Origin of the sequence: Erwinia aeris (assembly GCF_041224955.1) — a bacterium.
GTDB classification, from domain to species: Bacteria; Pseudomonadota; Gammaproteobacteria; order Enterobacterales; family Enterobacteriaceae; genus Erwinia; species Erwinia aeris.
This window is the reverse complement of sequence record NZ_JBGFFX010000011.1, coordinates 171,631-196,045: the sequence shown is the minus strand read 5'-3', so window position 1 is coordinate 196,045 and position 24,415 is coordinate 171,631. Positions and strand designations below refer to the sequence as shown.

23 protein-coding genes are annotated in these 24,415 nt (G+C 54.3%); 19 read left to right on the top strand and 4 right to left on the bottom strand.

Translation table 11 applies throughout. The annotated features are described in order from the left end of the window. Positions 1-429 precede the first annotated feature (429 nt). Genes AB6T85_RS17690 through AB6T85_RS17680 form a run of 3 tightly spaced genes read left to right on the top strand, consistent with a single transcriptional unit; the run spans position 430 to position 2,081 of the window. Complete coding sequence (locus AB6T85_RS17690) at positions 430-1,278, top strand: YPO3983 family protein (RefSeq protein ID WP_369896293.1); 849 nt, start codon at positions 430-432, stop codon at positions 1,276-1,278. Further along, entirely contained in the window at positions 1,262-1,741 is a 480-nt protein-coding gene (locus tag AB6T85_RS17685) for a DUF943 family protein (RefSeq protein ID WP_369896292.1), read from the top strand. Before AB6T85_RS17690 ends, AB6T85_RS17685 begins: the two co-directional genes overlap by 17 nt. 55 nt (positions 1,742-1,796) lie before the next feature. Continuing rightward, positions 1,797-2,081, top strand: coding sequence for a DUF3289 family protein (locus AB6T85_RS17680; RefSeq protein ID WP_369896297.1), 285 nt, complete (start codon positions 1,797-1,799; stop codon positions 2,079-2,081). Between the two features lie 271 nt (positions 2,082-2,352). Here the strand turns inward: AB6T85_RS17680 and symE are convergent, their stop codons facing one another. From symE to AB6T85_RS17665, 3 genes are all read right to left on the bottom strand, one after another. Beyond that, positions 2,353-2,691: an endoribonuclease SymE gene (gene symE / locus AB6T85_RS17675; protein WP_369896291.1), complete on the bottom strand. Its 339-nt coding sequence runs from the start codon at positions 2,689-2,691 to the stop codon at positions 2,353-2,355. A 653-nt stretch (positions 2,692-3,344) separates the two neighbouring features. Further along, a complete protein-coding gene (locus tag AB6T85_RS17670; protein WP_369896290.1) occupies positions 3,345-3,998 on the bottom strand; it encodes a hypothetical protein in 654 nt (217 codons plus the stop codon). Positions 3,999-4,043: 45 nt separating this feature from the next. Next, complete coding sequence (locus tag AB6T85_RS17665; protein WP_369896289.1) at positions 4,044-5,312, bottom strand: hypothetical protein; 1,269 nt, start codon at positions 5,310-5,312, stop codon at positions 4,044-4,046. 920 nt (positions 5,313-6,232) lie between these two features. On the opposite strand from AB6T85_RS17665, the gene AB6T85_RS17660 reads away from it, so the two are divergent. Next, positions 6,233-7,954: a DUF4153 domain-containing protein gene (locus AB6T85_RS17660; protein WP_369896288.1), complete on the top strand. Its 1,722-nt coding sequence runs from the start codon at positions 6,233-6,235 to the stop codon at positions 7,952-7,954. Between the two features lie 72 nt (positions 7,955-8,026). On the opposite strand, the gene rtcR is transcribed toward AB6T85_RS17660, so the two are convergent. Further along, on the bottom strand, positions 8,027-9,607 hold the full coding sequence (gene rtcR, locus AB6T85_RS17655; RefSeq protein ID WP_369896287.1) for an RNA repair transcriptional activator RtcR: 1,581 nt from the start codon (positions 9,605-9,607) through the stop codon (positions 8,027-8,029). A 182-nt stretch (positions 9,608-9,789) separates the two neighbouring features. Between rtcR and AB6T85_RS17650 the strand changes: the two genes are divergently transcribed. From AB6T85_RS17650 to grpM, 15 genes are all read left to right on the top strand, one after another. Then, complete coding sequence (locus AB6T85_RS17650; protein ID WP_369896296.1) at positions 9,790-11,016, top strand: RtcB family protein; 1,227 nt, start codon at positions 9,790-9,792, stop codon at positions 11,014-11,016. Positions 11,017-11,020: 4 nt separating this feature from the next. Continuing rightward, the gene (locus AB6T85_RS17645) at positions 11,021-11,815 is read left to right on the top strand and encodes a nucleotidyltransferase domain-containing protein (RefSeq protein WP_369896286.1); all 795 of its coding nucleotides are present in this window, start codon (positions 11,021-11,023) and stop codon (positions 11,813-11,815) included. A gap of 286 nt (positions 11,816-12,101) precedes the next feature. Continuing rightward, positions 12,102-13,157, top strand: a complete 1,056-nt coding sequence (locus AB6T85_RS17640) for a DUF1176 domain-containing protein (protein ID WP_369896285.1) — start codon at positions 12,102-12,104, stop codon at positions 13,155-13,157. An 11-nt stretch (positions 13,158-13,168) separates the two neighbouring features. Beyond that, positions 13,169-14,191 (top strand): DUF1176 domain-containing protein, encoded by a 1,023-nt coding sequence (locus AB6T85_RS17635; protein ID WP_369896295.1) that lies wholly within the window; start codon positions 13,169-13,171, stop codon positions 14,189-14,191. A 211-nt stretch (positions 14,192-14,402) separates the two neighbouring features. Next, positions 14,403-15,488, top strand: coding sequence for a 1-propanol dehydrogenase PduQ (locus AB6T85_RS17630; protein ID WP_369896284.1), 1,086 nt, complete (start codon positions 14,403-14,405; stop codon positions 15,486-15,488). Positions 15,489-15,505: 17 nt separating this feature from the next. Beyond that, positions 15,506-16,174, top strand: coding sequence for a phosphate propanoyltransferase (gene pduL, locus AB6T85_RS17625; protein ID WP_369896283.1), 669 nt, complete (start codon positions 15,506-15,508; stop codon positions 16,172-16,174). Then, positions 16,171-16,845 (top strand): HFCD family protein, encoded by a 675-nt coding sequence (locus AB6T85_RS17620; RefSeq protein WP_369896282.1) that lies wholly within the window; start codon positions 16,171-16,173, stop codon positions 16,843-16,845. The genes pduL and AB6T85_RS17620 overlap by 4 nt, the downstream gene beginning before the upstream one ends. Before the next feature lie 2 nt (positions 16,846-16,847). Then, a complete protein-coding gene (locus tag AB6T85_RS17615) occupies positions 16,848-17,114 on the top strand; it encodes a EutN/CcmL family microcompartment protein (protein WP_253458117.1) in 267 nt (88 codons plus the stop codon). 17 nt (positions 17,115-17,131) lie between these two features. Further along, positions 17,132-17,623, top strand: coding sequence for a GlcG/HbpS family heme-binding protein (locus tag AB6T85_RS17610; protein ID WP_369896281.1), 492 nt, complete (start codon positions 17,132-17,134; stop codon positions 17,621-17,623). A 20-nt stretch (positions 17,624-17,643) separates the two neighbouring features. Continuing rightward, positions 17,644-18,843: a propionate kinase gene (gene tdcD, locus AB6T85_RS17605; protein WP_369896280.1), complete on the top strand. Its 1,200-nt coding sequence runs from the start codon at positions 17,644-17,646 to the stop codon at positions 18,841-18,843. 114 nt (positions 18,844-18,957) lie between these two features. Further along, positions 18,958-19,239 (top strand): propanediol utilization system shell hexameric protein GrpH, encoded by a 282-nt coding sequence (gene grpH, locus AB6T85_RS17600; protein ID WP_253458125.1) that lies wholly within the window; start codon positions 18,958-18,960, stop codon positions 19,237-19,239. A 17-nt stretch (positions 19,240-19,256) separates the two neighbouring features. After that, positions 19,257-20,012 carry a propanediol utilization microcompartment protein PduB gene (pduB, locus tag AB6T85_RS17595; protein ID WP_253458128.1) on the top strand — a complete coding sequence of 252 codons (756 nt, stop codon included), beginning with the start codon at positions 19,257-19,259 and terminating at the stop codon, positions 20,010-20,012. Positions 20,013-20,034: 22 nt separating this feature from the next. Next, positions 20,035-21,528, top strand: coding sequence for an aldehyde dehydrogenase family protein (locus AB6T85_RS17590; protein WP_369896279.1), 1,494 nt, complete (start codon positions 20,035-20,037; stop codon positions 21,526-21,528). Beyond that, the gene (locus AB6T85_RS17585) at positions 21,528-21,824 is read left to right on the top strand and encodes a hypothetical protein (RefSeq protein WP_253458133.1); all 297 of its coding nucleotides are present in this window, start codon (positions 21,528-21,530) and stop codon (positions 21,822-21,824) included. Before AB6T85_RS17590 ends, AB6T85_RS17585 begins: the two co-directional genes overlap by 1 nt. Positions 21,825-21,867: 43 nt before the next feature. Beyond that, positions 21,868-24,390, top strand: coding sequence for a glycyl radical diol dehydratase GrpM (gene grpM, locus AB6T85_RS17580; protein ID WP_301250662.1), 2,523 nt, complete (start codon positions 21,868-21,870; stop codon positions 24,388-24,390). The last annotated feature ends 25 nt before the right edge of the window (positions 24,391-24,415 follow it).

Here is a 24,415-nt window from a genome sequence, read left to right as displayed (position 1 = left end):
GTATCTTAAATATCGCTATGCAGGCAAAGAGAGCAGAGCTGCGTTCAGCGCATATCGCCGTTTAATTTTGCCAGAATACACGGCATAGGGCAGGTGCAGCCATGAGATGTGCCGGGCTCTGGCATATGTGCCAGCGCACTAGCCTGTCACCACGCTGGCGTTTATAAATAGAGGAAAGCGCTATGAGCATATTAGAAGCGTTTTATTACACGTTCACGTCGGATGCCTCTGCACTGGATAAAAGGCTGGCCGAAAGCGAGAAAAAGCGGAGCAGCTTAAAAATACGGTAACCGGCGTTGATGTGCAGACGGAGAAGTTAAGAACTAAAAATTACGGGCAGGATTACTGCATGATTTACATTCCCGCCAGTCTCCGCATATTATTCCCTGTGAAGGTCTCCACGGACGATTACACAAGGAATGTATCAAAATGACCGCACTACAGTTTCCCTGTACTATTTTTCAAACGCAAAACCGAATGGACGATTACAGCGCCAAAGATATGTGCTGTGGCGATTTATCAGAATCACAGTTAAAAACGCATTTTCATTTGCTGGATGTCTCTACCAGAGCCAATCCTTATACCCTGACCAGAATCACGCCATTTAATCAGCCGCAGTCCATGTTTTACGGCTCCCGCGGAGAAGGGGAAAAGATAACCCGGCAGCAATGTACCAATATCTTGTTTGATGAATTCCGCGATTTATCGCGCCTGTTCTCGATTTATGGCCCATATCAACACCTGATCGAAAAGTTGATCACCCATATGCAGTACGGTAATGGCAAACCGTTCACCAGTATGCACCTGGACAGTGCTTTGAAAGCGGAAATTCTCAATGACAGGACTGAGAACAGTACGTTGTCAAAAATAAAAAATGCTTTAATCGAGAATATTGATTGGGCAAGCAATACCTATCCCACAGATAACAAAGGGAAAATAAGAGGGGCGATACTTGACGGTAAATTGCCTAAATTCGACCGATTCCAGGATAACATTAATGGGATGGGTATTACAGTTCACGATACATGGGCAACCCACATCATCCTAAAATCACTGCATATTAGTAACGATAGCTATCGGGCAGTGGTGCATTACAAAGTACAAGATCACTTCGGTTTAGATGTTGAGGATATTGCCAAACTAAAATTTAACGTCTTTCGTTTTTTCCGTATCTGGTTTGTGTTGCAACGATGCAGCGCGTTTGCTTTTAAACCCTTTATGACCAATATGGAAGCCACCGTAGAAATTACAGGAAACCGTAATGACAGCGAAAAGTAAAAAAACGCGTTACGCGCTGTTATTAATTTCGCTGGGGTTTTTTGGTTATTGTCTTTGGTTGTCAATACGTCCGGTTAATATTATCGCAGCTCATCATAGAGAGTATGGATTCAGTTCTGTTTTAGTAAGAAACTTCCCTTTTACCGATAAGGGTAAAATCGATTGGTGGCTAAAAAATAAGGATATGTTGAAAGAAAAATATGATATTCCCAAGCCTGATAAAGATGGTTCTTTTACTGTTACTTTCTGGCTATTTGGTGAGGGGTATAAAGAAGGTGATGGTTATGACAGGCTATGCTTTAATGATATGCCGCCACCGCTAAACTGTATTGATAAAGATGCTGCTTTCTCTGTCAGTAATAGCAAGAATTTGGGTGCGATTTTTACAACATATGATGGTAAATATCAGCTACAAAAAAACGGCGATATAGTTAGGTTCACAGATGAGTTTGAGTTTAAATAAAAAACCTGAACGTCATGTAGTAAAATGACCAAGAGGCTATCTCTAATTTTATTCGATTGTAGTTGATAAAATCAATGGAACAGGCATCTGCGTTCATGATGTATATGCAACCAGGATAGATATAATCAGTATCAATGTAGATAAGCACGGATGGAAAGCATGGGTGAAATTTACAGGCCAGGATCATTTTGGTCTGGATACTAATGATATACTTAAGAAAAAGTTTAACCAGTTTAAATTTTTTAGGATTTGGTTTGTTCTGCAACGGCATGATAAGTTTGGATTTCGGCCTTTTTTAACCAATATGGATGCCGTAATTGATATAGAGGGAAATCACTGATGCGGATGTTTATCATTGCAGCACTCACAATAGTATCAGGCCTTTTTTACTGTCTGTTTACCAGAGGAGAGGCTATTTGTGTTATGGATGCACATTATGATGGAAGCACTGCACGACCGATTTCATAAACTCCGTTAAAACCCCATTTCTTGATCTGGCATTACGATCAAAAGCTAAATATTCAGCCCCAATCTTGTAAGCAACCAGCATCAATGTACTCAACATAGAACCGCCTGATGCTGGGTATAATTCAGCACAAGAAATTCGCACCTTAACGGATTGGCTTACCCGAAATCACCTCAATAAATTCCTGCACCTGACGTTGTTTCCTCGCAGAAAACTTACACACCTTGCGCAGTGACTGCATCAGTTCCGGTTCCTGCGGTTCCGGCTCGCGGGCCGTCACTACCAGGCAGCCCGGCATTACCCTTACATCAACCGGTGTGCCGGTTGCGAACCCTGCCGCATCCAGCCATTTTCCCTTAAAGGCGAGTAACGGGATACGCTCGTAATCCGGAAAGGTGCTCGCATAACTCACCGTATAGTGGCGCAGCGTGGCCTCCGTCACTTCTTTTGCAGCCGCAACTGCATTACAATCTTGTCCAGCCATAATAACTAACCTCGATAGTTGTTGTGGTCAGCAGGCTGAATGTGTTCCCGCACATTCAGCCTGCGCTAAATAACCCTGTTATTATATCTCTTCGCTGATTACTTTCCTGAGTTATTAGCGGTGAAAAGTTAAAAGTGGAACGCGGCTCTGATAATTAATGTAATCTGTAAGCTGTTTGAATTATTGCTATGGGTTGTTGTGTTTTTTAGGCCTGCCTTACAGGTTGGGATTGTAATTCTCGTAATTAACATACTAAATTAATCGTTTCCTTATTATCGTATTCAGACACACTTGAACGACGCGTCCAATAAGTAACCTGCTGGTCTGGGAGATGTTTTTATTAATAGCAGTGTTATTCTCTTTGTTATGCTTTGATGTGACTTTTTTTATGTCTTTAATTTAAATTTCGAGTAATAATAATGTTGGTTGCATTATCAATAATATACCTGATTGCCATTTTTAAAAATGGTAAATGGTAAATGGTAAATGGTAAATGGTAAATGGGAAATGGGAAATGGGAAATAGGAAGTGCTCTCGTAAGCTCTGTTACAGCTTATATTAAGCCTGGTCAGCTTTGTAAGGTCTATTTTTACTTTGAGCAGAGATAACTGGAAGGGAAATATAAAATATCCCTTCCTCGTTTTACCCAATGACTACCAGTCAGATCCGTCTTCTTTTTTCTGTAAGGCATCTCTGTAGCGTTTTTGCTCAATAACGCTAAGGCTGGTATCGTTTAAAATATCTTTCCCCTTCATGTTAACATCATAATCTATGTCTGACTGAGGCGCGTAACTTTTATCAACGCGCGACGATGATGGGCTGTCAGATAACGGGTTATAAGCCGCCGATGTATCCCTGGGGTTTGACGTTCCTATATAGGCAAGGAAACAGGCAAAAAAGAATAATGCTGACCACACCATACCGAAAGACGTTATTTCGTAACCTGCCCCTGTATCAATAAACGTAGCTTTAAACCTGACGGCATAGATTATCAAAAAAGAAGCCAGAACAACGGATCTCCTTTGCCACTTTGAGATATGCTGGTGCATATATCTCGCACAATTAATCAAAGTGATAATAAAAGCGACAACGGATGCGATGGAGAGCCAGACCGGGAAGGGTGAGTATTTGCTGATAAAACCGGATGTTAGTATTGTCAGTGCCATTACCAGGAAAAACCCCAGCAAATAGAGACGAGCGGCTATCGCTATCTTTATCTTTTTATCTGCTTGCAATAATAACACAGGGATCGCTGCTGGTATGTTCATCAGCAATGTCATTGTAATCAATGTTATCCACATATTCATATTTTTACCTTTATTTTAGGGAGCGATAAAGCTCCCCTTTAGCAATTATCTTACAACGGTATCAATAATTATTTCACCATTATCAGAGTCGACTACTTTAACCTCATCCCTGACCAGAGTGGCATGTATAGTGTTTGTATTACCATCAACATTATCGATGTGGATATAAGATTTCACAAAGGTGCTGACACCAACCCTTTTGCTGTGTAGATCTGCAAGCTTAGCGGATACCTCACGCGCTTTATCATCCGGCACACCAACAGTACAGCCACGTAGTGCCTGATCTATAGTAAAGTTAATGCCGCGGTTTTCTGTCATCAGACCGCCAGTCATTGCGCAAAAGGCAGCGTTATATTTAAAACCTTTTTTAGACATATCATAACTGTCGCTTGCAGATACCCAGCCATCTGTTGATGGTAAAGGTTTTTCGCCATCCGCTGTTTTAACACCGTACTTTTCATTTAGTTGGTTATTAGAACTAAAGGAGGAATAACCCAATATGTTTTTAAGGTCTTTATACTGGGATATTTTCTCTTTAATTTTTTGCAGTTCTTCTTTTTTTATGTCTTCTTTAGCAAAGACATCTGTTGTACTGTTCCACTTGGTGCTAAAAAAGCCCATTAGTTCGTCATCGCTAAATGTACGCGGTGATTGTGAGAAATAAATATAATATAAGTCGTTCTGAGTAACGCTTTTAAATTCCGAATCAGGAATGTCCCTTATAACGTTCTCGTTAGCGTTAAGTTTTTCCTCGTGTTTATCGCGCCAGGATTTTTGTGATGCAGTAGGCTCGATTTTATGAGCTAAAAGGTCATCGAAAGAAATTGAGGTGTCAGTAACATACTTACCATTATCTTTTTTTACGTTATATATGATATCGTTTGCGAACGTTAATCCATACATTTCATCAGAGCTAAACTGAACTTTAGCACTGCATTTGAGGCTGTCAGTGCCGGTGCCATTTATAGTCGGGTTGGTGATGGTAAGTTTATCTGTAGTCCCAAAACCTTTAGAAAAGTCTTCTGATGTATAACTATAGTTAACATCAATGCGGGATGTTCTTCTCTCATTAGTGTCTGGTAATATGCCGCGCTTATATCTGTCGCTGAAAGGGGAATAGTTTCGCGGGTTTTTCTTTAAGTCATCGATCGTTCCTTTTTTGAAACTGTTTTCCAACTGAGTCAAAATTTCAGGTGATTTGCAGATGCCATCAGCTTCTTCACTTGTAAGCTCTGGAATAGGTTTATCCTCAACTGATTTATCACAGCCAACCAGTAAGGTTGATAAACAAGCAATAAAAACAACTTTTTTCATTGTAAACATCCCAATCTTTCATTAAAAGGTTTATTTAATTTAAATTATGCTTTTTCAAGCCCAACATCGTCGATGGCTATGTCACTCTCTGTTCTCTTGACGTTATCTACTTCCCTGATTTCAGGAAGCATACAAATTGTACAATTTTGACATCCTTGCCAGCTTTCGCGATGCTATAGCCAAATATTTGCCCACAAAAAAGACGCTTTCCCAACGAGCCAGGCAGTAAGCTTTCGTGGTGGAGCTACGTACATAATATGACTGTTACGATTATCAGAGGTCACAGCCATAGGGCATACAGCCAGGGCAGAAAGAATGTGTATATGTCCTTGAGCCTTTGGTCGCTGAGTTCATTCGTATTGCATAACGCATCTACATAATTTAACAGTAATCAGGCTATATCAATAGCTACGGTTTTTAGTAACAGACGCTTTAGGTTTTATTGAATGATGAGGGTAAAGACCTGGCTTTCAGGCGGGCTGATCGCTTGTTAATATGCTGTTTTGTATGGAAAATAAAGCATGTGTAACGTGTCTGGCTGTTTTGTTTTTCAAGCTGAAAAAAGTAGCGAACCTGTTTTATTTCACGAAAAGATATTTTTTGTGATGTCGCGTTTGGGCTTTAATGCTAAGGGGCAAAATCCACCTTTGATAGTTTTAAGCTATCGATTTTAACTTTAATACTGAAGAAAACTAACAGGTCATTCGTTAAGCGATGGGTAATTGCATTAGCCTGACAATAATTGTTATTTCTTTCGCTTATCTCATTTTGTGTAGCCAGGCCTTCAGGCTTAAATAAGACAGTACGACCTGATATTTTCCAGACTAAGCGGTCTGGCACAGGGATTTTCACAAAAAAAGGTCTTATCATGACCCGTTTTTCCCATTTACTTTCACCTAATCCAACAGCAAGGAATAGCTATGTTGCAAAAGGAAGTTTTCCCTCACCGTACTAAATGGGCCATTATCGTTATCGGGATGATAGCCGGGTTGCTCTGGGCTTTGCCGGATGGTTTTAACCTGCATGAACGTTATTCTCTGTATCTGCCGCCGCTCTCGTTAGCGATGGCCAGCATACTGGCCTTCACGCTTTATCGTCTCCGCGCCGTCAGGCCCTGGCTCTGCGCCTTGCTGATATTGCCGGTTATTGCCTTAATGACGGGGTGGTATCGCTGGAATTTTCCCACGCTGCCGCTGGGCGAATTTCACTTTAAAAATATCTGCGCCGTAATAGTTATGCTCAGCCTGGTTATGCCCATGCTGGTCGCCTTCTGCACTAAATCGCAGCAGGAACAGGATGGGTCACAGTGGAGCAGGGCAGTCGCCGAAACGCTGTGGCGCAACACTTTTACCCTGGCGGTCACTGGCTTAATGACCGGGCTGTTCTGGCTGGTATTGATGCTGTGGAGCAATCTCTTCAGCATCATCGGCATCACGCTGTTTGAGCAGCTTTTCTTTGATAACCGTTTTTTCCCGCCGATAGCGACCGGCGCGGTCATCGCTGCGGGCATTGTGTTTTGTCGACGCCTGCCGGGCGCTGCCGGTCTGTACAGGCATCTGGTTACGCGGGCTGTAAGCGTGCTGCTGCCTTTGCACGCGGTCGCCTTGCTGCTGTTCCTGGCCTGTTTGCCGTTTACCGGGCTGGCTATCATTCCCAAAGCTTTTTCAGCCACCACGCTGTTATTGACCATGACGCTGCTGATGCTGGCGTTCAGCGCCATCGCTGGCGAAAGCGCGCCTGACCTGTCGCGCTGGCAGCGTGTTATGGCGCGCGTGGTGCTGGTTGCGCAGGCTCTGACTCCGCTATTGGCCGGGCTGGCTGTCTGGGCACTGTGGCTGCGCGTCGCGGAGTATGGCTGGACGGTGGAGCGGATCTACGCCGCTATGATTGCACTGCTGGCGGTGGCTGGCTCGCTGCTGCTGTCAGGGTTCCAGCGCCGCGCCTGGTCACAGGGCGCGGGCAGCATGAACATTTTTATCGCGCTGATGCTGACTCTGACGGCCTGCAGCTGGTTTTTACTGCATACGCCAGTAGCCGATCCGTGGCGCATTGTCGTGAAAAATCAGCTGGCGCGTTTTGCGCAGGGCAAAGCAAAAGTGGATGACATGGATCTCTATTTATTCAGTGATGCGGGACGCCGGGGGAAACAGGCGTTACAGAAGATAAGCCGTTATCCGCAGTGGCTCGACGAGCCTGTCCGGCAAAAAGCCATGCTGGTGCGGCTGCTGGCAGAACGCGACACCAATAATGCTAACCCAACCGTTAGCGACCTTCAGCGCAGCATCCCGCTGCGGGCAGGCAGCGAAGCGCCGCCGGAAAGCTGGTGGCAGATGCAGACGCAATATATTGAGCAGGAGGCGGACATCTGCCTGGTGGATACCGGTTCCTGCCTGGTGTGGATGCAGGATGTGAATAACGACGGCACGCCGGAAGTGCTGCTCTATAACCGCAATCAGCAGAGCATTACTCTCTATGCCCACCAGGCCACAGGCTGGAATCAGATTGGCAGCGTGACGCTGTCGGCAAGGCTGGAGCAGGCTCTTCGGGATAAAATACCTGAAACTGTAGTTAAGCCGTGGCGCGACCTGGAAGTGAACGGCCAGCGGCTTCCGGTGCAATACTACGGTTTCGAAGGACAATAGCGCATTACCCGCTTTTGCAGCCGTGCAGCATCAGGCCCGGCTGCAAAAGCGTTACGGCTGTCGTCGGCTGCGTTACCCTTTAACCTCCTCCCAGTTCAGCCCAAACCGTGCCAGATACTTACGCAGGCGATCGGCGTCGTTGGGCTGTTTCTTCCCCTGGCGGGAGACGGCAAACAGGCGTCGTCCCGCTTCGGAAAGCGAATCCGCCGCGCGGCAGACGCTCAGCACCGTCTGTAGCTGGCACTCGTCAAAGAGATCGTACTGCGCCCCGGAGCGCTCAGGCAGGGCAGCTGTTGATGCCGTAGTACGCCAGCTGGCGCGCAGCCGGGCGATCTCTTCTTCCGCCAGCTCCAGCGAAATTCTTCCCTGTTCCGCCAGCGTTGCCATCCGCGTGACGGCAGCGCCCAGCTCGCGGAAATTGCCTCGCCAGCTGGCTTCTGTCGAGCAGGCGAAGCGCAGAAAATGGCTTCTCGCTTCTTTATCAAAGCGCACCTGGGTCTGCTGTTCCCGGGCGTAACGTTCCAGCTCAAAATCCAGGTTGGGTTCGATATCCTCGCGGCGTTCGGCCAGGCCCGGCAGCTGAAACGTCCACATATTGATGCGGGCAAACAGATCTTCGCGAAAGCGGCCTTCGGCAACCCACTGCGGCATATCCCGGTGCGTGCCGGCAATCAGCTGAAAATCGCTGCTGACCTCTTTATCAGAGCCGTACGGGAAGAAGCGTTTCTCCTCGATGGCGCGCAGCAGCATCGCTTGCTCATCCAGCCCCAGCTCGGCTATCTCGTCCAGAAACAGCATGCCGCCGTCGGCTTCCCGCAGCAGCCCGCCGCGCGCCTGCTGTGCGCCGGTAAAAGCGCCCTTAACGTGGCCGAATAGCGTGGACATCGCGTTGTCGCCGCGCAGCGTGGCGCAGTTAACCGCCACGAATTTACCGGCCAGCCGATGGCGAGCATGGCGCAGCTGATAGATGCGCTCCGCAAGAAAAGATTTACCCGCGCCGGTGGGGCCGGTCAGCAGCATCGGGGCGTCCGAGCGCAGCGCCACGCGCTCAATCTGCTCGATCAGGCTGTTAAAGGTGGGATTGCGCGTCTCGATGCCGGATTTTAAAAACGAGGTAGAGTGCTGCTGCTCGCGCTGAAAACGGCTGGTCAGCGTGGCGTATCGGTTCAGATCGAGATCGATAATGGAATAGTGGCCGAGCGCGGTTGGCGTCTCCGAGCCCTTGCTGGCCGGGGAGGTCTGCAAAATGCGCGCGGGCAGATAGCGGGCTTCGGTCAGCAAAAACCAGCAGATTTGCGCCACGTGCGTGCCGGTAGTGATATGTACCAGATACTCTTCGGCGTCGGTATTAAAAGGATAGCGGCTGACAAAATCCAGCAAGCTGCCGTAGACCTCTTCAAAGTCCCAGGGATCTTCCAGCTTCACGCTGTGCAGCACCACCTGGGTGGCGGGCGAGGCCTGAATGATATCTTCCGCCACCTGCTGCGCCATACTGATATCACGCGGCTGATGCAGCAGCTCCAGCCTGTCGATCTGTAAGCCTTCCTGCTGGCAGAGCGCGACGGTTGGCCGCCATTTGCTCCAGCGGTTTGCCCGCTTGCCGCGTTTATCCAGCACCGTGCCCAGCACGCCGATGACTACGTTAGCTTTCATGCTTATCTCACAGGATAAATAACTTATCCGCTAAGATAAATTGCTCTGTTGGTAATGGCAATGCGCAGGTGTGATATGACAATAAATATCAATAATAATCAAATAGATAAATTTTATTATGCAGCGTGGCGGTCTTCTGGCACGGCATTCGCAATAGTCAGGTCACAGCAATGAGGAAAACGATTATGAAAAACAGCTATCAGACTCTGCAGCAGGCGAAAGGCGTGCCGATAAAAATGTGGACCAACGGGGTGCCGGTTGAGCCAGAAGCGCGCGAGCAGCTGCTGAACACGGCGAAAATGCCGTTTATCTTTCGCCATCTGGCGGTGATGCCGGACGTGCATCTGGGCAAAGGCTCTACCATCGGCAGCGTGATCCCGACCAAAGGCGCAATTATTCCGGCGGCGGTCGGCGTAGATATCGGCTGCGGCATGATTGCGGTGCGCACCTCGCTGATGGCCCGCGATCTGCCGGACAATCTGTCGGGCGTGCGCAGCGCCATCGAACAGGCGGTGCCGCACGGCCGCACCAATACCCGTTCCGGTCGCGATAAGGGCGCCTGGCAGACGCCGCCGCAGGAGGTGGATCGCCACTGGGCCAAACTGGCGCCGCGCTTCAAGACGCTGACGCAAAAACATCCGGCGCTGTTCAAAACCAACAACTATCAGCATCTGGGAACGTTGGGAACGGGCAACCACTTTATTGAAGTCTGCCTGGACGAAAGCCAACAGGTCTGGGTCATGCTGCACAGCGGGTCGCGTGGCGTAGGGAACGCTATCGGTAACCTGTTTATCGCGCTGGCGCAAAAGGATATGCAGCGGCATATCGCCAATTTGCCGGATCGCAACCTCGCTTATTTTGAAGAGGGCAGCAGGCATTTTAACGACTACGTGGAAGCGGTGAGCTGGGCGCAGGATTACGCTCGTCACAATCGCGAAGCCATGATGGAGCGGGTGCTGGCGGCGATGTCGCGCGTTATCAGCAAGCCTTTTACCACGCATCTGGAAGCGGTGAACTGCCACCACAACTACGTGGAGCGGGAAACGCACTTTGGCGAGTCGGTGCTGGTGACGCGCAAAGGCGCGGTCTCGGCGCAAAAAGGGCAGATGGGCATTATTCCCGGTTCGATGGGCGCGAAGAGCTTTATCGTGCGCGGCCTGGGTAACGAAGAGAGCTTCTGCTCCTGTAGCCACGGCGCGGGGCGCACCATGAGCCGCACGGCGGCGAAAGCCCGCTTTACCGTGGAAGATCAGCGACGCGCTACGGCGCACGTGGAGTGCCGAAAAGATAAAGAGGTCATCGACGAAATCCCGATGGCTTATAAAGATATTGATGCCGTCATGGCCGCCCAGTCTTCGCTGGTGGAAGTGGTGCATACGCTGTCGCAGGTTGTTTGCGTAAAAGGATAAAAAAATGAGAACAGGATTGCATGGTGTGGATAGCGCAATGCGCGAGCGCGTACGGGGCGTGCTGCGCCAGATAGAAGAAGAGCACTCGGTAAAAGTGCTGTATGCCTGCGAGTCGGGCAGCCGCGGCTGGGGTTTTGCCTCGCCGGACAGCGATTACGACGTGCGTTTTCTCTATGTGCATCAACCTGAGTGGTATCTGCGTGTCGATCCGCCGCGCGACGTTATCGAGCTGCCGATCGACGATACGCTGGACGTCTGCGGCTGGGAGTGGCGAAAAGCGTTGGGCCTGTTGAAGCGAGCCAATCCAACGCTGATTGAATGGCTGGATTCGCCGGTGATCTATCAGCAGGAAGCGGTCATCGTCGCCGATTTACGGCAAAGGATACCGGACTGGTTTTCGCCGTTACGGGCGCGCTGGCACTATCTCTCCATGGCAAGAAAGAACTTTCGTGGTTATCTGCAGGGCGACAGCGTGCGGCTGAAAAAGTACTTCTACGTATTGCGCCCGCTGCTGGCGGTGCAATGGATAGAGGCCGGAAAAGGCGTGCCGCCGATGCGTTTTGAAGCGCTGCTGGCAGGGACGGTGACGGATCCCTTGCTGCTGGCCGAAATTGAACAGCTGCTGGCGCGCAAGCAGCGTGCAGGCGAAGCGGAATATGGCGAGCGTCTGGAGCGCATCCATGCGTTTATCCGCCAGCAGCTGGACGAGAACCGCGTCAGCGAAGAGCTGCCGGATAGCGAGCGGCGCGACTGCCGCGATCTGGACGCGTTGCTGATGAAAACCGTGCTGAGTGTATAGCTCATTACTGGTCTGGCATTGTGCATAAGTAGCTCAGGGTGACAGCATTATCCAACAGAACGTTCAGACACAGCGTCTGTTCGATCCCAGGATTGGGGATCCAGCGGCGGTTTAACAGCGTATCTATGCTTTATTTTAATGTTGTCGGTGAGGGGAATTAGTCGCGGACAGTGATTGCTATTAAAAGCCCGGGATATGCCGGGCTATAATTTTGTCTGGCCTGGATTAAGCCGCTGTATGCGTATCGACTGTTGCAATACGCTAAATTGGATTATGGAGCGACAGCTTGAATCATCTTTATAAATTGGCTTTTACCGCACTGACTATGTTTGCCGCCCCGGTTATCGCCCAGGAAAGCGGCGTATCCTTTTATCATAAGGCGTGGTCAGTGGCCTGCGATAACACTTTAACCTGCCGTATCGGCGGCCATAGCGTACAGGAGAATGTGGGCGGCGTGCTGCTGACGCGGGCACCTGGTGAGCATACGGCTACCGCTGGCGAAATTATCCTGCCGGAAGACAGGGAAAACGAGGCGCCGGTAAAAAAACTGACGCTGTGGCTGAACGGCCAGCCTGCGGGCGAAGCGACGCAGAAGGCTAACCGCTGGTGGTTGTCAGAAGCGCAAACGCTGGCGCTGATCGATGCCGTTAAAGGCAGCGGCACGGTCGGGTTCAAAAGCGATCGCGAAAGCTTTCAGCTTTCCGGCGAGGGCGCCTATGCGGCGCTGCTGAAAGTGGATGACGTGCAGGGCCGTATCGGTACGCCAGGCGCCTGGGTTAAAAAAGGCGACAGGCCCGAAAGCGGCGTCGCTAAGGCCGTGGCTATGCCGGTGATCCAGGCGGTAAAAGTCAGCCCCGCTCAACCCTCTGTATTAACCAAAAAAGAGGCTGAAGCGCTCAGGCCGCAGCTGCTTGCCGTCTTAACCAGCGAGCAGCAGTGCGATTATCTGACCTCGGTTGGGGAAAAGGACGTCAACGGCAATATTATCAGCGGCGATATTACCGCCACGCCGCTGGATGATACGCACACGCTGCTTTCCACCCAGTGCTGGGGCGCGGCCTATAACCAGGGATACGGTTACTGGGTCACCGACAGCCAGCTAAAAGCGAAGCCTGTTGCCGTGACCACTGACGCGCAAACCTGGCACGATGGCGTGATTACCAATGTCTTTATGGGAAGCAGCGCCGGCAGCTGCGCGTCTAAGGAAGAATGGATCTGGGATGGCGCAGCGTTTCGTCAAAGCCTGGCAACCATCAACGATGGCTGCTGGTTTCCCCGCACCCTGGGCAACAGAGAGATACCTGGGCTGCTATCAGAAATAAAACGTGAGGGAATAAAGTGAATCGTAAACTGATGTTTTTTGCGCTGGCGACGCTCTCCCTGTCGGCACTGGCCAGTCATAGCGGCGTAACCTTTGAACACAAAGACTGGGAAGTAGCCTGCGACAACACGCTGACCTGCCGCGTTGCGGGCTATGCCAAAGAAGACGATCCGTCCGGTTCCGTCTTGCTTACCCGTACCGCCGGCCCCGGAACGGTGCCGACGGGCGAAGTGACGCTGGCCGACAGCGCAGAAGACAGCGCGCCGGTACAAAAGCTGACGCTGTGGATCGACGGGAAATCCGCGGGCGATCTCGTGGCGGCTGACGACAACTGGCGGCTGTCGGCTGGCCAGACGTCAGCGTTACTCAACGCCGTCAAAGGCAGCGGTAAAGTGGAATTTAAAGGCGGCGCGACGCCTTTTCTGCTTTCCGGCGAGGGCGCTTATGCCGTGCTGCTGAAAGCTGACGACGTGCAGGGCCGCATCGGCACGCCTGGCGCGCTCATCAAAAAGGGCGATAAGCCGGAAAGTGGCGTAGCTCAGGCGGTGCCGGCGCCGGTTATTCAGGCAGCAAAAACCCGCAGCGGCGAACCTCGTTCGCTGACCGCGTCAGAAATCGCCGCGCTGAAAACCCGACTGCTTGCAACGGTCAATCAAAATGACGATGACATGTGCGACAGCCTGGTTTCACCGGCAGAAAATGCTATTCCGGAAAATGACGGGCTGACCCTTACGCCACTGGATGACGGCCACGCTTTGCTTTCGGCGCTCTGCTGGCGCGCGGCTTATAACGAAGGGTATGGCTACTGGGTTATCGATAACCAACTAAAAGGTAAGCCGGTGCTGGTGACCATTTCCGGCTCGGATTATGAAAAAGGCGTGATTACCGATGTGCAGAAAGGCCGGGGTATCGCAGACTGCATGAGCCTGAAAAGCTGGGTGTGGGATGGCCAGGCTTTCCGCAAAAGCCGCGACGCCATGACCGGCATGTGTCGTTATATTCATGCGGGCGGCACCTGGGATCTGCCCACGCTGGTAACGGACGTGAAGCCCTGAAAGCGAACTCACTAAAAAAATGTCAATATCGTGCATACCCGGCCTGAAGCCGGGTTTTCTTTGCAGCCGGAAAGGTAAAGATTATTTTTAATTCCTTCCGCTTCTCCGCAAAAATTTCCCGTATCCGGACAAACTAATCCAGAGCCGCTCAGCCGCCGTCGTTGCTAATCTGTCGCCCTTAAATGGCGGACGTTTTGTTAAGGATAAGGGCGTGGCGAAGATTTTCTCTGTCCCGAATATTTACCATGGTGAAAATGCGCTGGCAGCGCTGAGTCAGCTTGGGCTGAAAAAAGTCGCCATCGTCACCGACGAATTTATGCTCTCATCCGGCAAAGTAAATCAGCTGATCGCCTTGATGCCCCAGGCTTCGATCATCATCTATAGCGAGGTCAAAGCCGAGCCCACTACCGCGCTGCTACAGGCAGGCGCGGAAAAATGTAAAGCCTTCAGGCCGGATACGATTATCGCGCTTGGCGGCGGTTCCGCGTTGGATGCGGCCAAAGGCATTAAGGCCACCCTTGAAGAGTACGATCCTCTTTATCACATCAGGCTGATTGCCGTTCCCACGACCAGCGGCTCCGGGTCAGAGGCGACAACCTACGCCGTTTTTTCCGACCCACACAGCGGCAGCAAATATCCGCTGGTGTCTGCTGCGCTGCTGCCGGATTTCACCCTTCTTGACGCCCGGCTGGTGGTCAGCGTCCCCGCGAGCGTCACGGCGGATACCGGTATGGACGTGCTGACCCACGCGGTTGAAGCGCTGGTCTCCACAGAAGCAAACGACTTCAGCGATGCGCTGGCGGAAAAAGCCATTGCGCTGACCGCCCGCTATTTACCCCAGGCTTACCGTGAACCGCACGACCTCAGCGCGCGGGCGCATATGCATCACGCTTCCTGCATGGCGGGCATGGCGTTCAACTCGGCGGGGCTGGGGCTGGTTCACGGCATGGCCCATGCCGTCGGCGGCAGGCTGCATCTTGCGCATGGCAGGATCAACGCCATGCTGCTGCCATTAGTGATTGAATTTAATAGCGAAATGCAAGGTGCGCAGGCTCGCTACCAGCAGTGCGCGCGGTTGATGGCTGCCGACAGCCTGGCGCAGGCCGTTCGCACGCTTAACCAGCAGTTCGCCATTCCGGCAACGCTAAAAGAGATGGGCGCAGATCTGGCCCGGTTTGCCACCTTGCGCGGCGAACTGATCCAGGCGGCGCTGGCCGATGGCTGTACAGCAACCAATCCACGCCGTGCCAGCGAGCAGGATATCGATCGCCTGCTGTCGCGCCTGGCGGGCGAGTAAACAGCAAGGAAGAGAGGATGAAGACGGATACGCAACGGCAGGCCAGAAGCATCACGCAGCAGATTTTACAGGAGCTGGCGGCAGGAAGAAAAAACCAGCCGCTGACTATTGCCGTCGGCGTCTCCAACCGGCACGTGCACCTGAGCCGTAAAGAGATGGACATGCTGTTCGGCTACGGTTCGTCGCTGACCCGGATGAAAGCGTTAAAGCAGCCCGGTCAGTTCGCCGCACAGGAAACCGTCACGCTGCGCGGGCCGAAAGGCGAGCTACAGCGCGTGCGGGTGCTGGGGCCGCTGCGTAACGTCACGCAGGTTGAGATTTCAGTGGCGGACGGCTTTGTCCTTGGCATCGGCGCGCCGGTAAGAATGTCCGGCGAGCTGCAGGGATCCCCTGGCATCACGCTGGTAGGGCCGCATGGCGAAGTGGCGATACCGGAGGGCGTTATCGTCGCATGGCGGCATCTCCATATTTCGCCTGAGGAAGCGGCGCGGCACGGCCTGACGGACGGCGCGGAAATAGCGGTGGAAACCCAGGGGCCGCGTGCGGGCGTATTGCGCCATGTGAAGGTGCGTGTCAGTGCAGAAGCGCTGGCGGAGATCCACCTGGATCAGGAAGAGGCCAACGCGCTTGGGCTGCGTAATGGCGATCGGGTGCAGATCAAAAGCAACGGGCCGAAGGTGGCGTGATCGTGCAGCCGGATCTTTCCAACCGGCTCGATAGCATTATCAGTCGTCTGTTGGTGCGGCAAAGGCAGGGCATGGTCAGAGTGGTGATTACGGGAATGGATCCGCGCGTCCTGCCGGAAACGCTGGCTGCGCTGGAGGCGCTGAGCCAGGCCGGATACGGCCTGCGGGTCACGCTTTCCCACAGCGCCAGCCTGTCTGCCGTTTACGGGGCATTTCAATGCTGGCGGGAAGGGTTCGCGCCTGAACTGCTTTACGACACGCGAATGCCGCAGGCGGAAGAAGAGTACAGCGAGCTGTTTCTCCCGGCGATCTCAGGCAACAGCCTGGCAAAAATCGCGTTATGCCTTAGCGACAACGTTGCCAGCGCCTGGGCTTTTCATGCGCTGTGCCACGGCCGGAAAATCATCGTCACGCTGGGCGACGAGTTTACCCACGCGGCGTTGCCGGAGGCGATGCGGGAGCAGCTGCATCGCTATATCGCCACGCTGAAAAGCTGGGGGATCGTTTTTCCCGGTGTAACAACACAGAGCAAGGGTAAGCAACTTATTTCACTGGCGGATATCCGTCAGCAGCCCGCAGGCACGGCGCTGCGGCCAGGCCGAAACGCGCTGATCACGCCAGCCGCTCAGGACGAGATACGGCGGCGGCACATCATTTTATACAAGGACTGATTATGTATCTGGCTAAAGTCACGGGCGCGCTGGTATCGACCAGCAAGCATCCCTCGCTGAACGGCGCCAAGCTGCTGATCGTGGCCCGCCTGAACGAGCATCATCAGCCCACGGGCAGCGCCCAGGTCGCGGTTGACTGCGTGGGCGCCGGCAACGGGGAAACGGTCATCGTCAGCTCGGGAAGCTCGGCGCGCATGGGTAACGGCGAGCATTCGGTGATCGATGCGGCAGTGGTTGGCATTGTCGATGCGCTGGATCTCAATGGATAGCAAAAGGAAGCGCACTTATGTCGGTAAGGGAGAGTCTGGACAGCCTGATCCAGCAGGCCATTAATTCGCATCCGTCGCGGCATCACTCGCTGAGCCTCTCTGCGGCAGCGGCGCTGGCGGCGATTGCTTATGAGGTTGCGCAGGAATATGAAGTGCCAATCGTGTTCAGCCTGGTAGATACGGCCGGACAGCAGCGCTGGTTTTTCAGCATGGATGATGCGCTGCTGGTCAGCCACCGCCTGGCGACGGAAAAGGCCTGGACCGCCGTGGCGCTGAGAATGGCGACGCATGAGCTGGCGCAGCAGGTACGGCCGGGCGCGAGCCTGGAGGGCTTACCGCAGCAGGGGATCTGCTGTCTTGGCGGCGGTTTACCCTGCTGGTCGCAGACGCGGCTGCTGGGCGGAATAGGCATCAGCGGCGGCAGCGTCGCGCAGGATATCGCCATCGCCCGCGAGTCGCTTGCCCGCTTCAGTCAGGCGCACTTTTTACTCACGCCTTCCCGACCCTAAAACGGATTTCAGAGGTCATTATGTCTACAACAACAGTTTTGGTTATCAACTGCGGCTCTTCTTCGTTGAAATTTTCTGTGCTGCCGCTGGAGGGCGAAACGCCGCTGCTTTCCGGGCTGGCGGAAAGGCTGGGGTTGGATAACGCCGCTATCACCTTTAAGGATGAGGCGGGAAAAACCACCCAGCTTCTGGCGCAGCCAACGCACCATTGCGCGCTGCAAACGCTGTTTGCCGTGCTGGCAGAGAAAGCGCTGCTCTCCTCGCTGTGCGCCATCGGGCATCGCGTCGCGCACGGCGGCAGCGAGTTTCAACGCTCGGTTCTGCTGACGCCAGCGGTTATCGACCAGATCCGCCAGCTGGCGCCGCTGGCGCCTCTGCACAATCCCGCCAACCTTATCGGCATCGATACCGCGCTGGCTTTGCTGCCCGCGCTGCCGCAGGTGGCGGTGTTTGACACGGCTTTTCACCAGACGCTGCCGCCGGAAGCCTTTACCTATGCCATTCCGCTGGAATACCGCGAACGCTACAAAATCCGACGCTACGGTTTTCACGGCACGTCGCACCGCTTTGTCGCCGCCGAAGCGGTCAGGCTGCTGGATCTCGATCCGCAGGATCACGGCCTGGTGATTGCCCATCTGGGCAACGGATCTTCGCTTTGCGCGGTACGCAACGGGCAAAGCGTGGATACCACAATGGGCATGACGCCGCTGGAAGGGCTGGTGATGGGCACACGCTGCGGCGACGTCGATTTTGGCGCGATGGCTTACCTGGCGACATGCAGCGGGCAATCTGTCGAGGCGCTGAGCGAGATGGCGAATAACCGTTCAGGCCTGCTGGGGCTTTCCGGGCTGTCCAGCGACTGTCGCACCTTGCAGGAAGCACGCGCCAAAGGCGATGCGCGGGCGACGCTGGCGATTGACGTTATGGTGCACCGGCTGGCGCGGCATCTGGGCGGCCAGTTTGCCGCGCTGCACCGGCTGGACGCTCTGATCTATACCGGCGGCATTGGCGAAAACTCGGCGCTGGTGCGCGAGCTGACTCTGGCCAGGCTGGAGATCTTCGGCTTCCGCCTGGATCGCAACAGGAATCAGGCGATAACGGGCGGCGCCGCGGGCACGATTTCCGCCGACGATTCGCCGACCGTGATGGTCATTCCCACCAATGAAGAAAAAATGATTGCGCAGGATGCGGCCAGGCTTGCCACCGCGCCCGAACGATAACGCGCAAAATAATCTTACTGGCGGACAAAATATTTTTTCGCGTCCGTCTTAACATCGCAATCGGGCGTGGCCCCAGAGGCGCGTCTTTTTATCAGTCAAACAAACGAGGTCATTATGCAGCAGGAAGCGCTGGGCATGGTTGAAACAAAGGGGCTGGTTTCCGCCATTGAAGCGGCAGATACCATGGTGAAATCGGCCAATGTGACGCTGGTCGGCTACGAGAAAATCGGTTCCGGGCTGGTCACGGTGATGGTACGCGGCGACGTGGGCGCGGTAAAAGCGGCAACCGATGCCGGTTCCGTGGCGGCGGCCAAGGTCGGCGAGCTGGTCTCGGTTCACGTGATCCCCCGCCCGCATGTTGAAGTAGAAAAAATATTAAAAACGGCCACGGAGTAACGGCCTGAGGACAAGCCATGCAGGACAATCTTGTCGAACAGATTATTTCCAGGGCTATCGGCCAGCCAGAGAAGCGTAGCGGCTGCGGCCTGACCGAGTTTGTCGGTACCGCGCTCGGCCATACCATTGGCCTGGTGATCGCCAATGTCGATAGCCAGCTTCATGAGGTGATGGCTATCGACGGCCGGTTCCGCTCGCTGGGCATTATCGGCGCCAGAACCGGCGCGGGCCCGCATATTTTCGCTGCGGATGAAGCCGTTAAGGCCACCAACAGCGAGATCGTCGCCATTGAGCTGGCGCGCGATACGGAAGGCGGCGGCGGACACGGCTGCCTGATCCTGTTCGGCGCGGCAGACGTCTCGGATGTGCGTCGGGCGGTGGAGGTCACGCTGGGTGAAATCGAACGGACGATGGGCGACGTTTACGGCTCGCCGGCCGGGCATCTGGAATTTCAGTACACCGCCCGCGCCAGCCACGCGCTGAATAAAGCCTTCGGCGCGCCGGTTGGCAAAGCGTTCGGCATGACCTGCGCTTCGCCAGCGGCGATAGGCATCGTTATCGCCGACGTGGCGGCCAAGGCGGCGGTTATTGAACCTGTTGGCTACGCCAGCCCGGCCAAAGGCACCAGCTTCAGCAACGAGGCGATCTTTACTTTCGCTGGCGATTCCGGCGCGGTGCGCCAGGCGGTCACGGCCGCGCGCGAAGTGGGATTACAGCTGTTGGCCACGCTCGATCCGGCGCCCATCCACTCAACTACCACACCCTATATCTGATCGCGCGGTAAGGAAGGGAAGCATGAATGACAGCGAGATCGCTCAGGCGGTGGAAAACGTCCTGAGCAAATTTACCCGCACCACGCCCGCTGCCGATGCCGAAAATCCGGCGCTGGCGGCCATGGTCGCCCGGGCGCTGGCGCAGAGCAGCGCAAACCCGGAAGACGTGAAAAGATCCGCCGTCACGGAGACGGAGGAAGCAGGCGTTTTCGCCACGATGGACGAGGCGATCGGCGCGGCCGTGCTGGCCCAGGTGCAGTATCGCCATTGCTCTATGCAGGATCGCACGACCTTTATCAATGGCATCCGCGAGGCGTTTTTACAGGAGGAGGTGCTGCAAACGCTCTCCCGCATGGCGGTTGAAGAAACCGGCATGGGCAACGTGGCGGATAAGGTGATTAAAAACCGCCTTGCCGCGCTGAAAACGCCCGGCCCGGAAGACCTGCCGACCTGCGCGCAAAGCGGCGATGGCGGCCTGACACTGACGGAATATTCGGCCTATGGCGTTATCGGTGCTATCACGCCGACTACCAATCCGACCGAGACGCTAATCAATAACAGCATCAGTATGCTGGCCGCCGGCAATGCGGTGGTCTTCAGTCCGCATCCTCGCTCCCGCAAAGTGTCGCTGTATACGGTGGCGCTTATCAATAACAAACTCGCCGCGCTGGGCGCGCCGGATAATCTGGTAGTGACGGTTGCGCAGCCCTCTGTAGAAAATACCAACGCGCTGATTAAGGATCCGCGCATCGCTATGCTGGTGGCGACCGGCGGCCCGGCCATTGTGAAAACGGTGATGTCCTCCGGTAAAAAAGCCGTTGGCGCAGGCGCGGGCAATCCGCCTGCCGTCGTGGATGAAACGGCCGATATCGAACAGGCCGCCCGCGATATCATCAACGGCTGTAGCTTTGACAACAACCTGCCGTGCACGGCGGAAAAAGAGGTGATTGTAGTCAGCCAGGCGGCGGATTATCTGATCCACTGCATGAAGAAAAGCGGCGCTTACCTGCTGAGCGACAAAAAGCTTATTCAGCAGCTGCAAACGCTGGTGCTGAACGACAAAGGCAGCGGCCCGAATACGGCGTTTGTCGGCAAAGACGCGCGCTATATCCTGCAACAGCTAGGCATTGATGCGCCGGCGGAAACCAGAGTCATCCTGATTGAAACCGAAGCGACGCATCCTTTTGTCGTGCATGAATTAATGATGCCGGTGCTGCCGCTGGTGCGCGTGGATAACGTTGACGAAGCCATCGAGCTGGCCGTTTGCGTGGAGCAGGGCAACCGTCATACGGCGGTGATGCACTCTACCAACGTAGAGAAGCTGACCCGCATGGCGCGGCAGATCCAAACCACCATCTTTGTGAAAAACGGGCCGTCTTACGCCGGGCTGGGCGTCGGCGGCGAAGGCCACACCACCTTTACTATCGCCGGGCCAACGGGCGAAGGGCTGACCTCGGCGCGCACCTTCGCCAGAAGGCGCCGCTGCGTCATGGTCGAGGCGCTGAATATCCGCTGATGAAAACGCGCATTATCAACGCCCCCACGCCGGAAACGCTGGCGATGCTCAGGCGCCGGATGCCGTCGGAATTCAGAACGCGGCTGGATCTGCTGCGTGTGGACGCCGTCGCGCTGTTAATGCTGCCGGTGCCCGATCTCTATTTCTGTGCCGACCTGGCCAGTAAAGGCGCCGACGTCATGGTTTCGGAGATTTTCGGCAGCTGCCCGCAGCATATCACTTCGCTGGCGATCTTCGGCGAGGTGGCGGCGGTGGCGGAGGCGATGCGGCTGATTGAACAGCACCTCGGCGCTTAAGCCCCAGGGCCATAAACAAAACGCTTTTTCGGGAGTTATCACTATGTTGGAAAAAGGCTTTTCCAGTCCGACCGATCGTATCCTCAGGCTTAAAAACACGCTCCTGCAGGTGAAGCCGTACGTGGAATCGGAGCGCGCCACGCTGGCGACGCTGGCTTATCAGCAGTATGAGCATCTGCCCGCCATCATGCGGCGCGCCAGAGTTATTGAAAAAATCTTTCACGAGCTGCCGATCACCATCCGCGCGGATGAGCTGATTGTCGGCGCAGTCACCATCCATCCGCGCTCTACCGAAATCTGCCCGGAATTTTCCTTTGAATGGGTGGAAAAAGAGTTCGAAACGATGGAGCACCGTCTGGCCGATCCCTTTATTATCGAAAAGGAAACTGCGCAGGCGCTGAGCGAAGCCTTTAAATACTGGCCGGGCAAAACCACCAGCTCGCTGGCCGCGTCCTATATGTCTGACGCCACCAAAGAGAGCATGGCGGGCGGCGTCTTTACCGTCGGCAACTACTTTTATGGCGGCGTGGGGCACGTCAGCGTGGATTACGGCAAGGTGTTGAAGATCGGTTTTCGCGGCATTATCGCAGAGGTAAACGAGGCGCTGGCGAAGCTGGATCGCAGCCGCCCCGACTACCTGAAAAAAGAGCAGTTTTATCAGGCGGTGATTATCAGCTATCAGGCCGCTATCGCTTTTGCCCATCGCTATGCGCAGGAAGCGGCGCGGCTGGCGCAGGCGGAAAACAATCCACAGCGCAAACGCGAGCTGGAGCAGATTGCGCAAAATTGCCGACAGGTGCCGGAGCAGGGCGCGACCACTTTCTGGCAGGCCTGTCAGACCTTCTGGTTTATTCAGAGCATGTTGCAGATTGAATCCAGCGGCCACTCGATTTCGCCAGGCCGCTTCGATCAGTATATGTATCCTTATCTGGCGGCGGACAGCAGCATTACGCCGGAGTTTGCTCAGGAGCTGGTGGACTGCTGCTGGATCAAGCTTAACGACATCAATAAAACCCGCGACGAAGTCTCCGCGCAGGCTTTCGCCGGTTATGCTGTGTTCCAGAATCTTTGCGTTGGCGGCCAGACGGAAGAGGGGCGCGACGCTACGAATCCGCTGAGCTATATGTGCATGGAGGCAACCGCGCACGTTCGCCTGCCGCAGCCTTCTTTCTCCATTCGCGTCTGGCAGGGTACGCCCGACGAGTTTTTATTCCGCGCCTGCGAGGTGGTGCGTCTGGGGCTGGGCGTTCCGGCCATTTATAACGACGAGGTGATTATCCCGGCGCTGCAAAATCGCGGCGTTTCGCTGCAGGATGCCAGAGATTACTGCATTATCGGCTGCGTGGAGCCGCAGGCGCCGCACCGTACCGAAGGCTGGCACGACGCGGCCTTCTTTAACGTGGCTAAGGTGCTGGAAATCACGCTGAACAACGGACGGGCAGGCGGCAAGCAGCTGGGGCCGATAACCGGCGAGATGACCAGCTGGCGCGGCATGGACGACTTTTACCAGGCTTTTCAGCAGCAGATGACGCATTTCGTCCATCAGCTGGTAGAGGCCTGCAACAGCGTCGACCTTGCGCACGGCGAACGTTGCCCGCTGCCGTTTCTCTCTGCGCTGGTGGATGACTGTATCGGGCGGGGCAAATCCTTGCAGGAAGGCGGCGCTATCTATAACTTTACCGGCCCGCAGGCGTTTGGCGTGGCCGATACCGGCGACTCCGTTTACGCCATCCAGAAGCAGGTGTTTGAAGAGGGCAAGCTGACGCTTGCTGAACTGAAAAGCGCGCTGGAAAGCAATTTTGGTCACGCAGCCGACAGCTCGCCTCAGGCGTCGCTGAGCGAAAACGACCTCTGCGCCATGGTACAGCAAATTATCGATCGGGACGGATCGCTGGACGCGGCGGCGATCAAAGAAGAAGTTTATCGTCGGCTCTCCTCCACGGCGGCCCCGCAAGGCAGCCAGCGTTTCGCTGAGATCCGCCGCATTCTGGAAAATACGCCCTGCTTCGGCAATGACATTGACGAGGTAGACCTGGTGGCCCGGCGCTGCGCGCTGATCTACTGTCGCGAAGTGGAAAAATACCGCAATCCGCGCGGTGGTCAGTTTCAGGCCGGTATCTATCCCGTCTCGGCCAACGTGCTGTTTGGCAAGGACGTGGGCGCGCTGCCCGACGGTCGCCTGGCAAAAGCGCCGCTGGCAGACGGCGTGTCGCCACGGCAGGGCAAAGACGGCTCAGGGCCGACCGCCGCCGCCAGCTCGGTAGCCAAGCTGGATCACTTTATCGCCTCTAACGGCACCCTCTACAATCAGAAGTTTTTGCCTTCCGCGCTGGCGGGGGAGAAAGGGCTGCGCAACTTCGGCAGCCTGGTACGCAACTATTTTGATAAAAAAGGGATGCACGTGCAGTTCAACGTGGTGGATCGCGACACGCTGCTGCGTGCGCAAAAAGATCCGCAGCAGCATCAGGATCTGGTGGTGCGCGTGGCAGGCTACAGCGCGCAGTTTGTGGTGCTGGCCAAAGAGGTTCAGGACGACATTATCAGCCGTACCGAACAGCACTTTTGATGCGGCCGGCGCGGTTGCCAGCCAG

Bases quoted from the DNA above. Each gene is read 5' to 3' on its own strand.
- AB6T85_RS17590 (WP_369896279.1), top strand. From the start codon at position 20,035: ATGAATGACAGCGAGATCGCTCAGGCGGTGGAAAACGTCCTGAGCAAA.
- tdcD (WP_369896280.1), top strand. From the start codon at position 17,644: ATGTCTACAACAACAGTTTTGGTTATCAACTGCGGCTCTTCTTCGTTG.
- symE (WP_369896291.1), bottom strand. From the start codon at position 2,691: ATGGCTGGACAAGATTGTAATGCAGTTGCGGCTGCAAAAGAAGTGACG.
- AB6T85_RS17585 (WP_253458133.1), top strand. From the start codon at position 21,528: ATGAAAACGCGCATTATCAACGCCCCCACGCCGGAAACGCTGGCGATG.
- pduL (WP_369896283.1), top strand. From the start codon at position 15,506: ATGAAGACGGATACGCAACGGCAGGCCAGAAGCATCACGCAGCAGATT.
- pduB (WP_253458128.1), top strand. From the start codon at position 19,257: ATGCAGGACAATCTTGTCGAACAGATTATTTCCAGGGCTATCGGCCAG.
- AB6T85_RS17690 (WP_369896293.1), top strand. From the start codon at position 430: ATGACCGCACTACAGTTTCCCTGTACTATTTTTCAAACGCAAAACCGA.
- grpM (WP_301250662.1), top strand. From the start codon at position 21,868: ATGTTGGAAAAAGGCTTTTCCAGTCCGACCGATCGTATCCTCAGGCTT.
- AB6T85_RS17660 (WP_369896288.1), top strand. From the start codon at position 6,233: ATGTTGCAAAAGGAAGTTTTCCCTCACCGTACTAAATGGGCCATTATC.
- AB6T85_RS17685 (WP_369896292.1), top strand. From the start codon at position 1,262: ATGACAGCGAAAAGTAAAAAAACGCGTTACGCGCTGTTATTAATTTCG.
- rtcR (WP_369896287.1), bottom strand. From the start codon at position 9,607: ATGAAAGCTAACGTAGTCATCGGCGTGCTGGGCACGGTGCTGGATAAA.
- AB6T85_RS17645 (WP_369896286.1), top strand. From the start codon at position 11,021: ATGAGAACAGGATTGCATGGTGTGGATAGCGCAATGCGCGAGCGCGTA.
- AB6T85_RS17635 (WP_369896295.1), top strand. From the start codon at position 13,169: ATGTTTTTTGCGCTGGCGACGCTCTCCCTGTCGGCACTGGCCAGTCAT.
- AB6T85_RS17670 (WP_369896290.1), bottom strand. From the start codon at position 3,998: ATGAATATGTGGATAACATTGATTACAATGACATTGCTGATGAACATA.
- AB6T85_RS17610 (WP_369896281.1), top strand. From the start codon at position 17,132: ATGTCGGTAAGGGAGAGTCTGGACAGCCTGATCCAGCAGGCCATTAAT.
- grpH (WP_253458125.1), top strand. From the start codon at position 18,958: ATGCAGCAGGAAGCGCTGGGCATGGTTGAAACAAAGGGGCTGGTTTCC.
- AB6T85_RS17665 (WP_369896289.1), bottom strand. From the start codon at position 5,312: ATGAAAAAAGTTGTTTTTATTGCTTGTTTATCAACCTTACTGGTTGGC.
- AB6T85_RS17615 (WP_253458117.1), top strand. From the start codon at position 16,848: ATGTATCTGGCTAAAGTCACGGGCGCGCTGGTATCGACCAGCAAGCAT.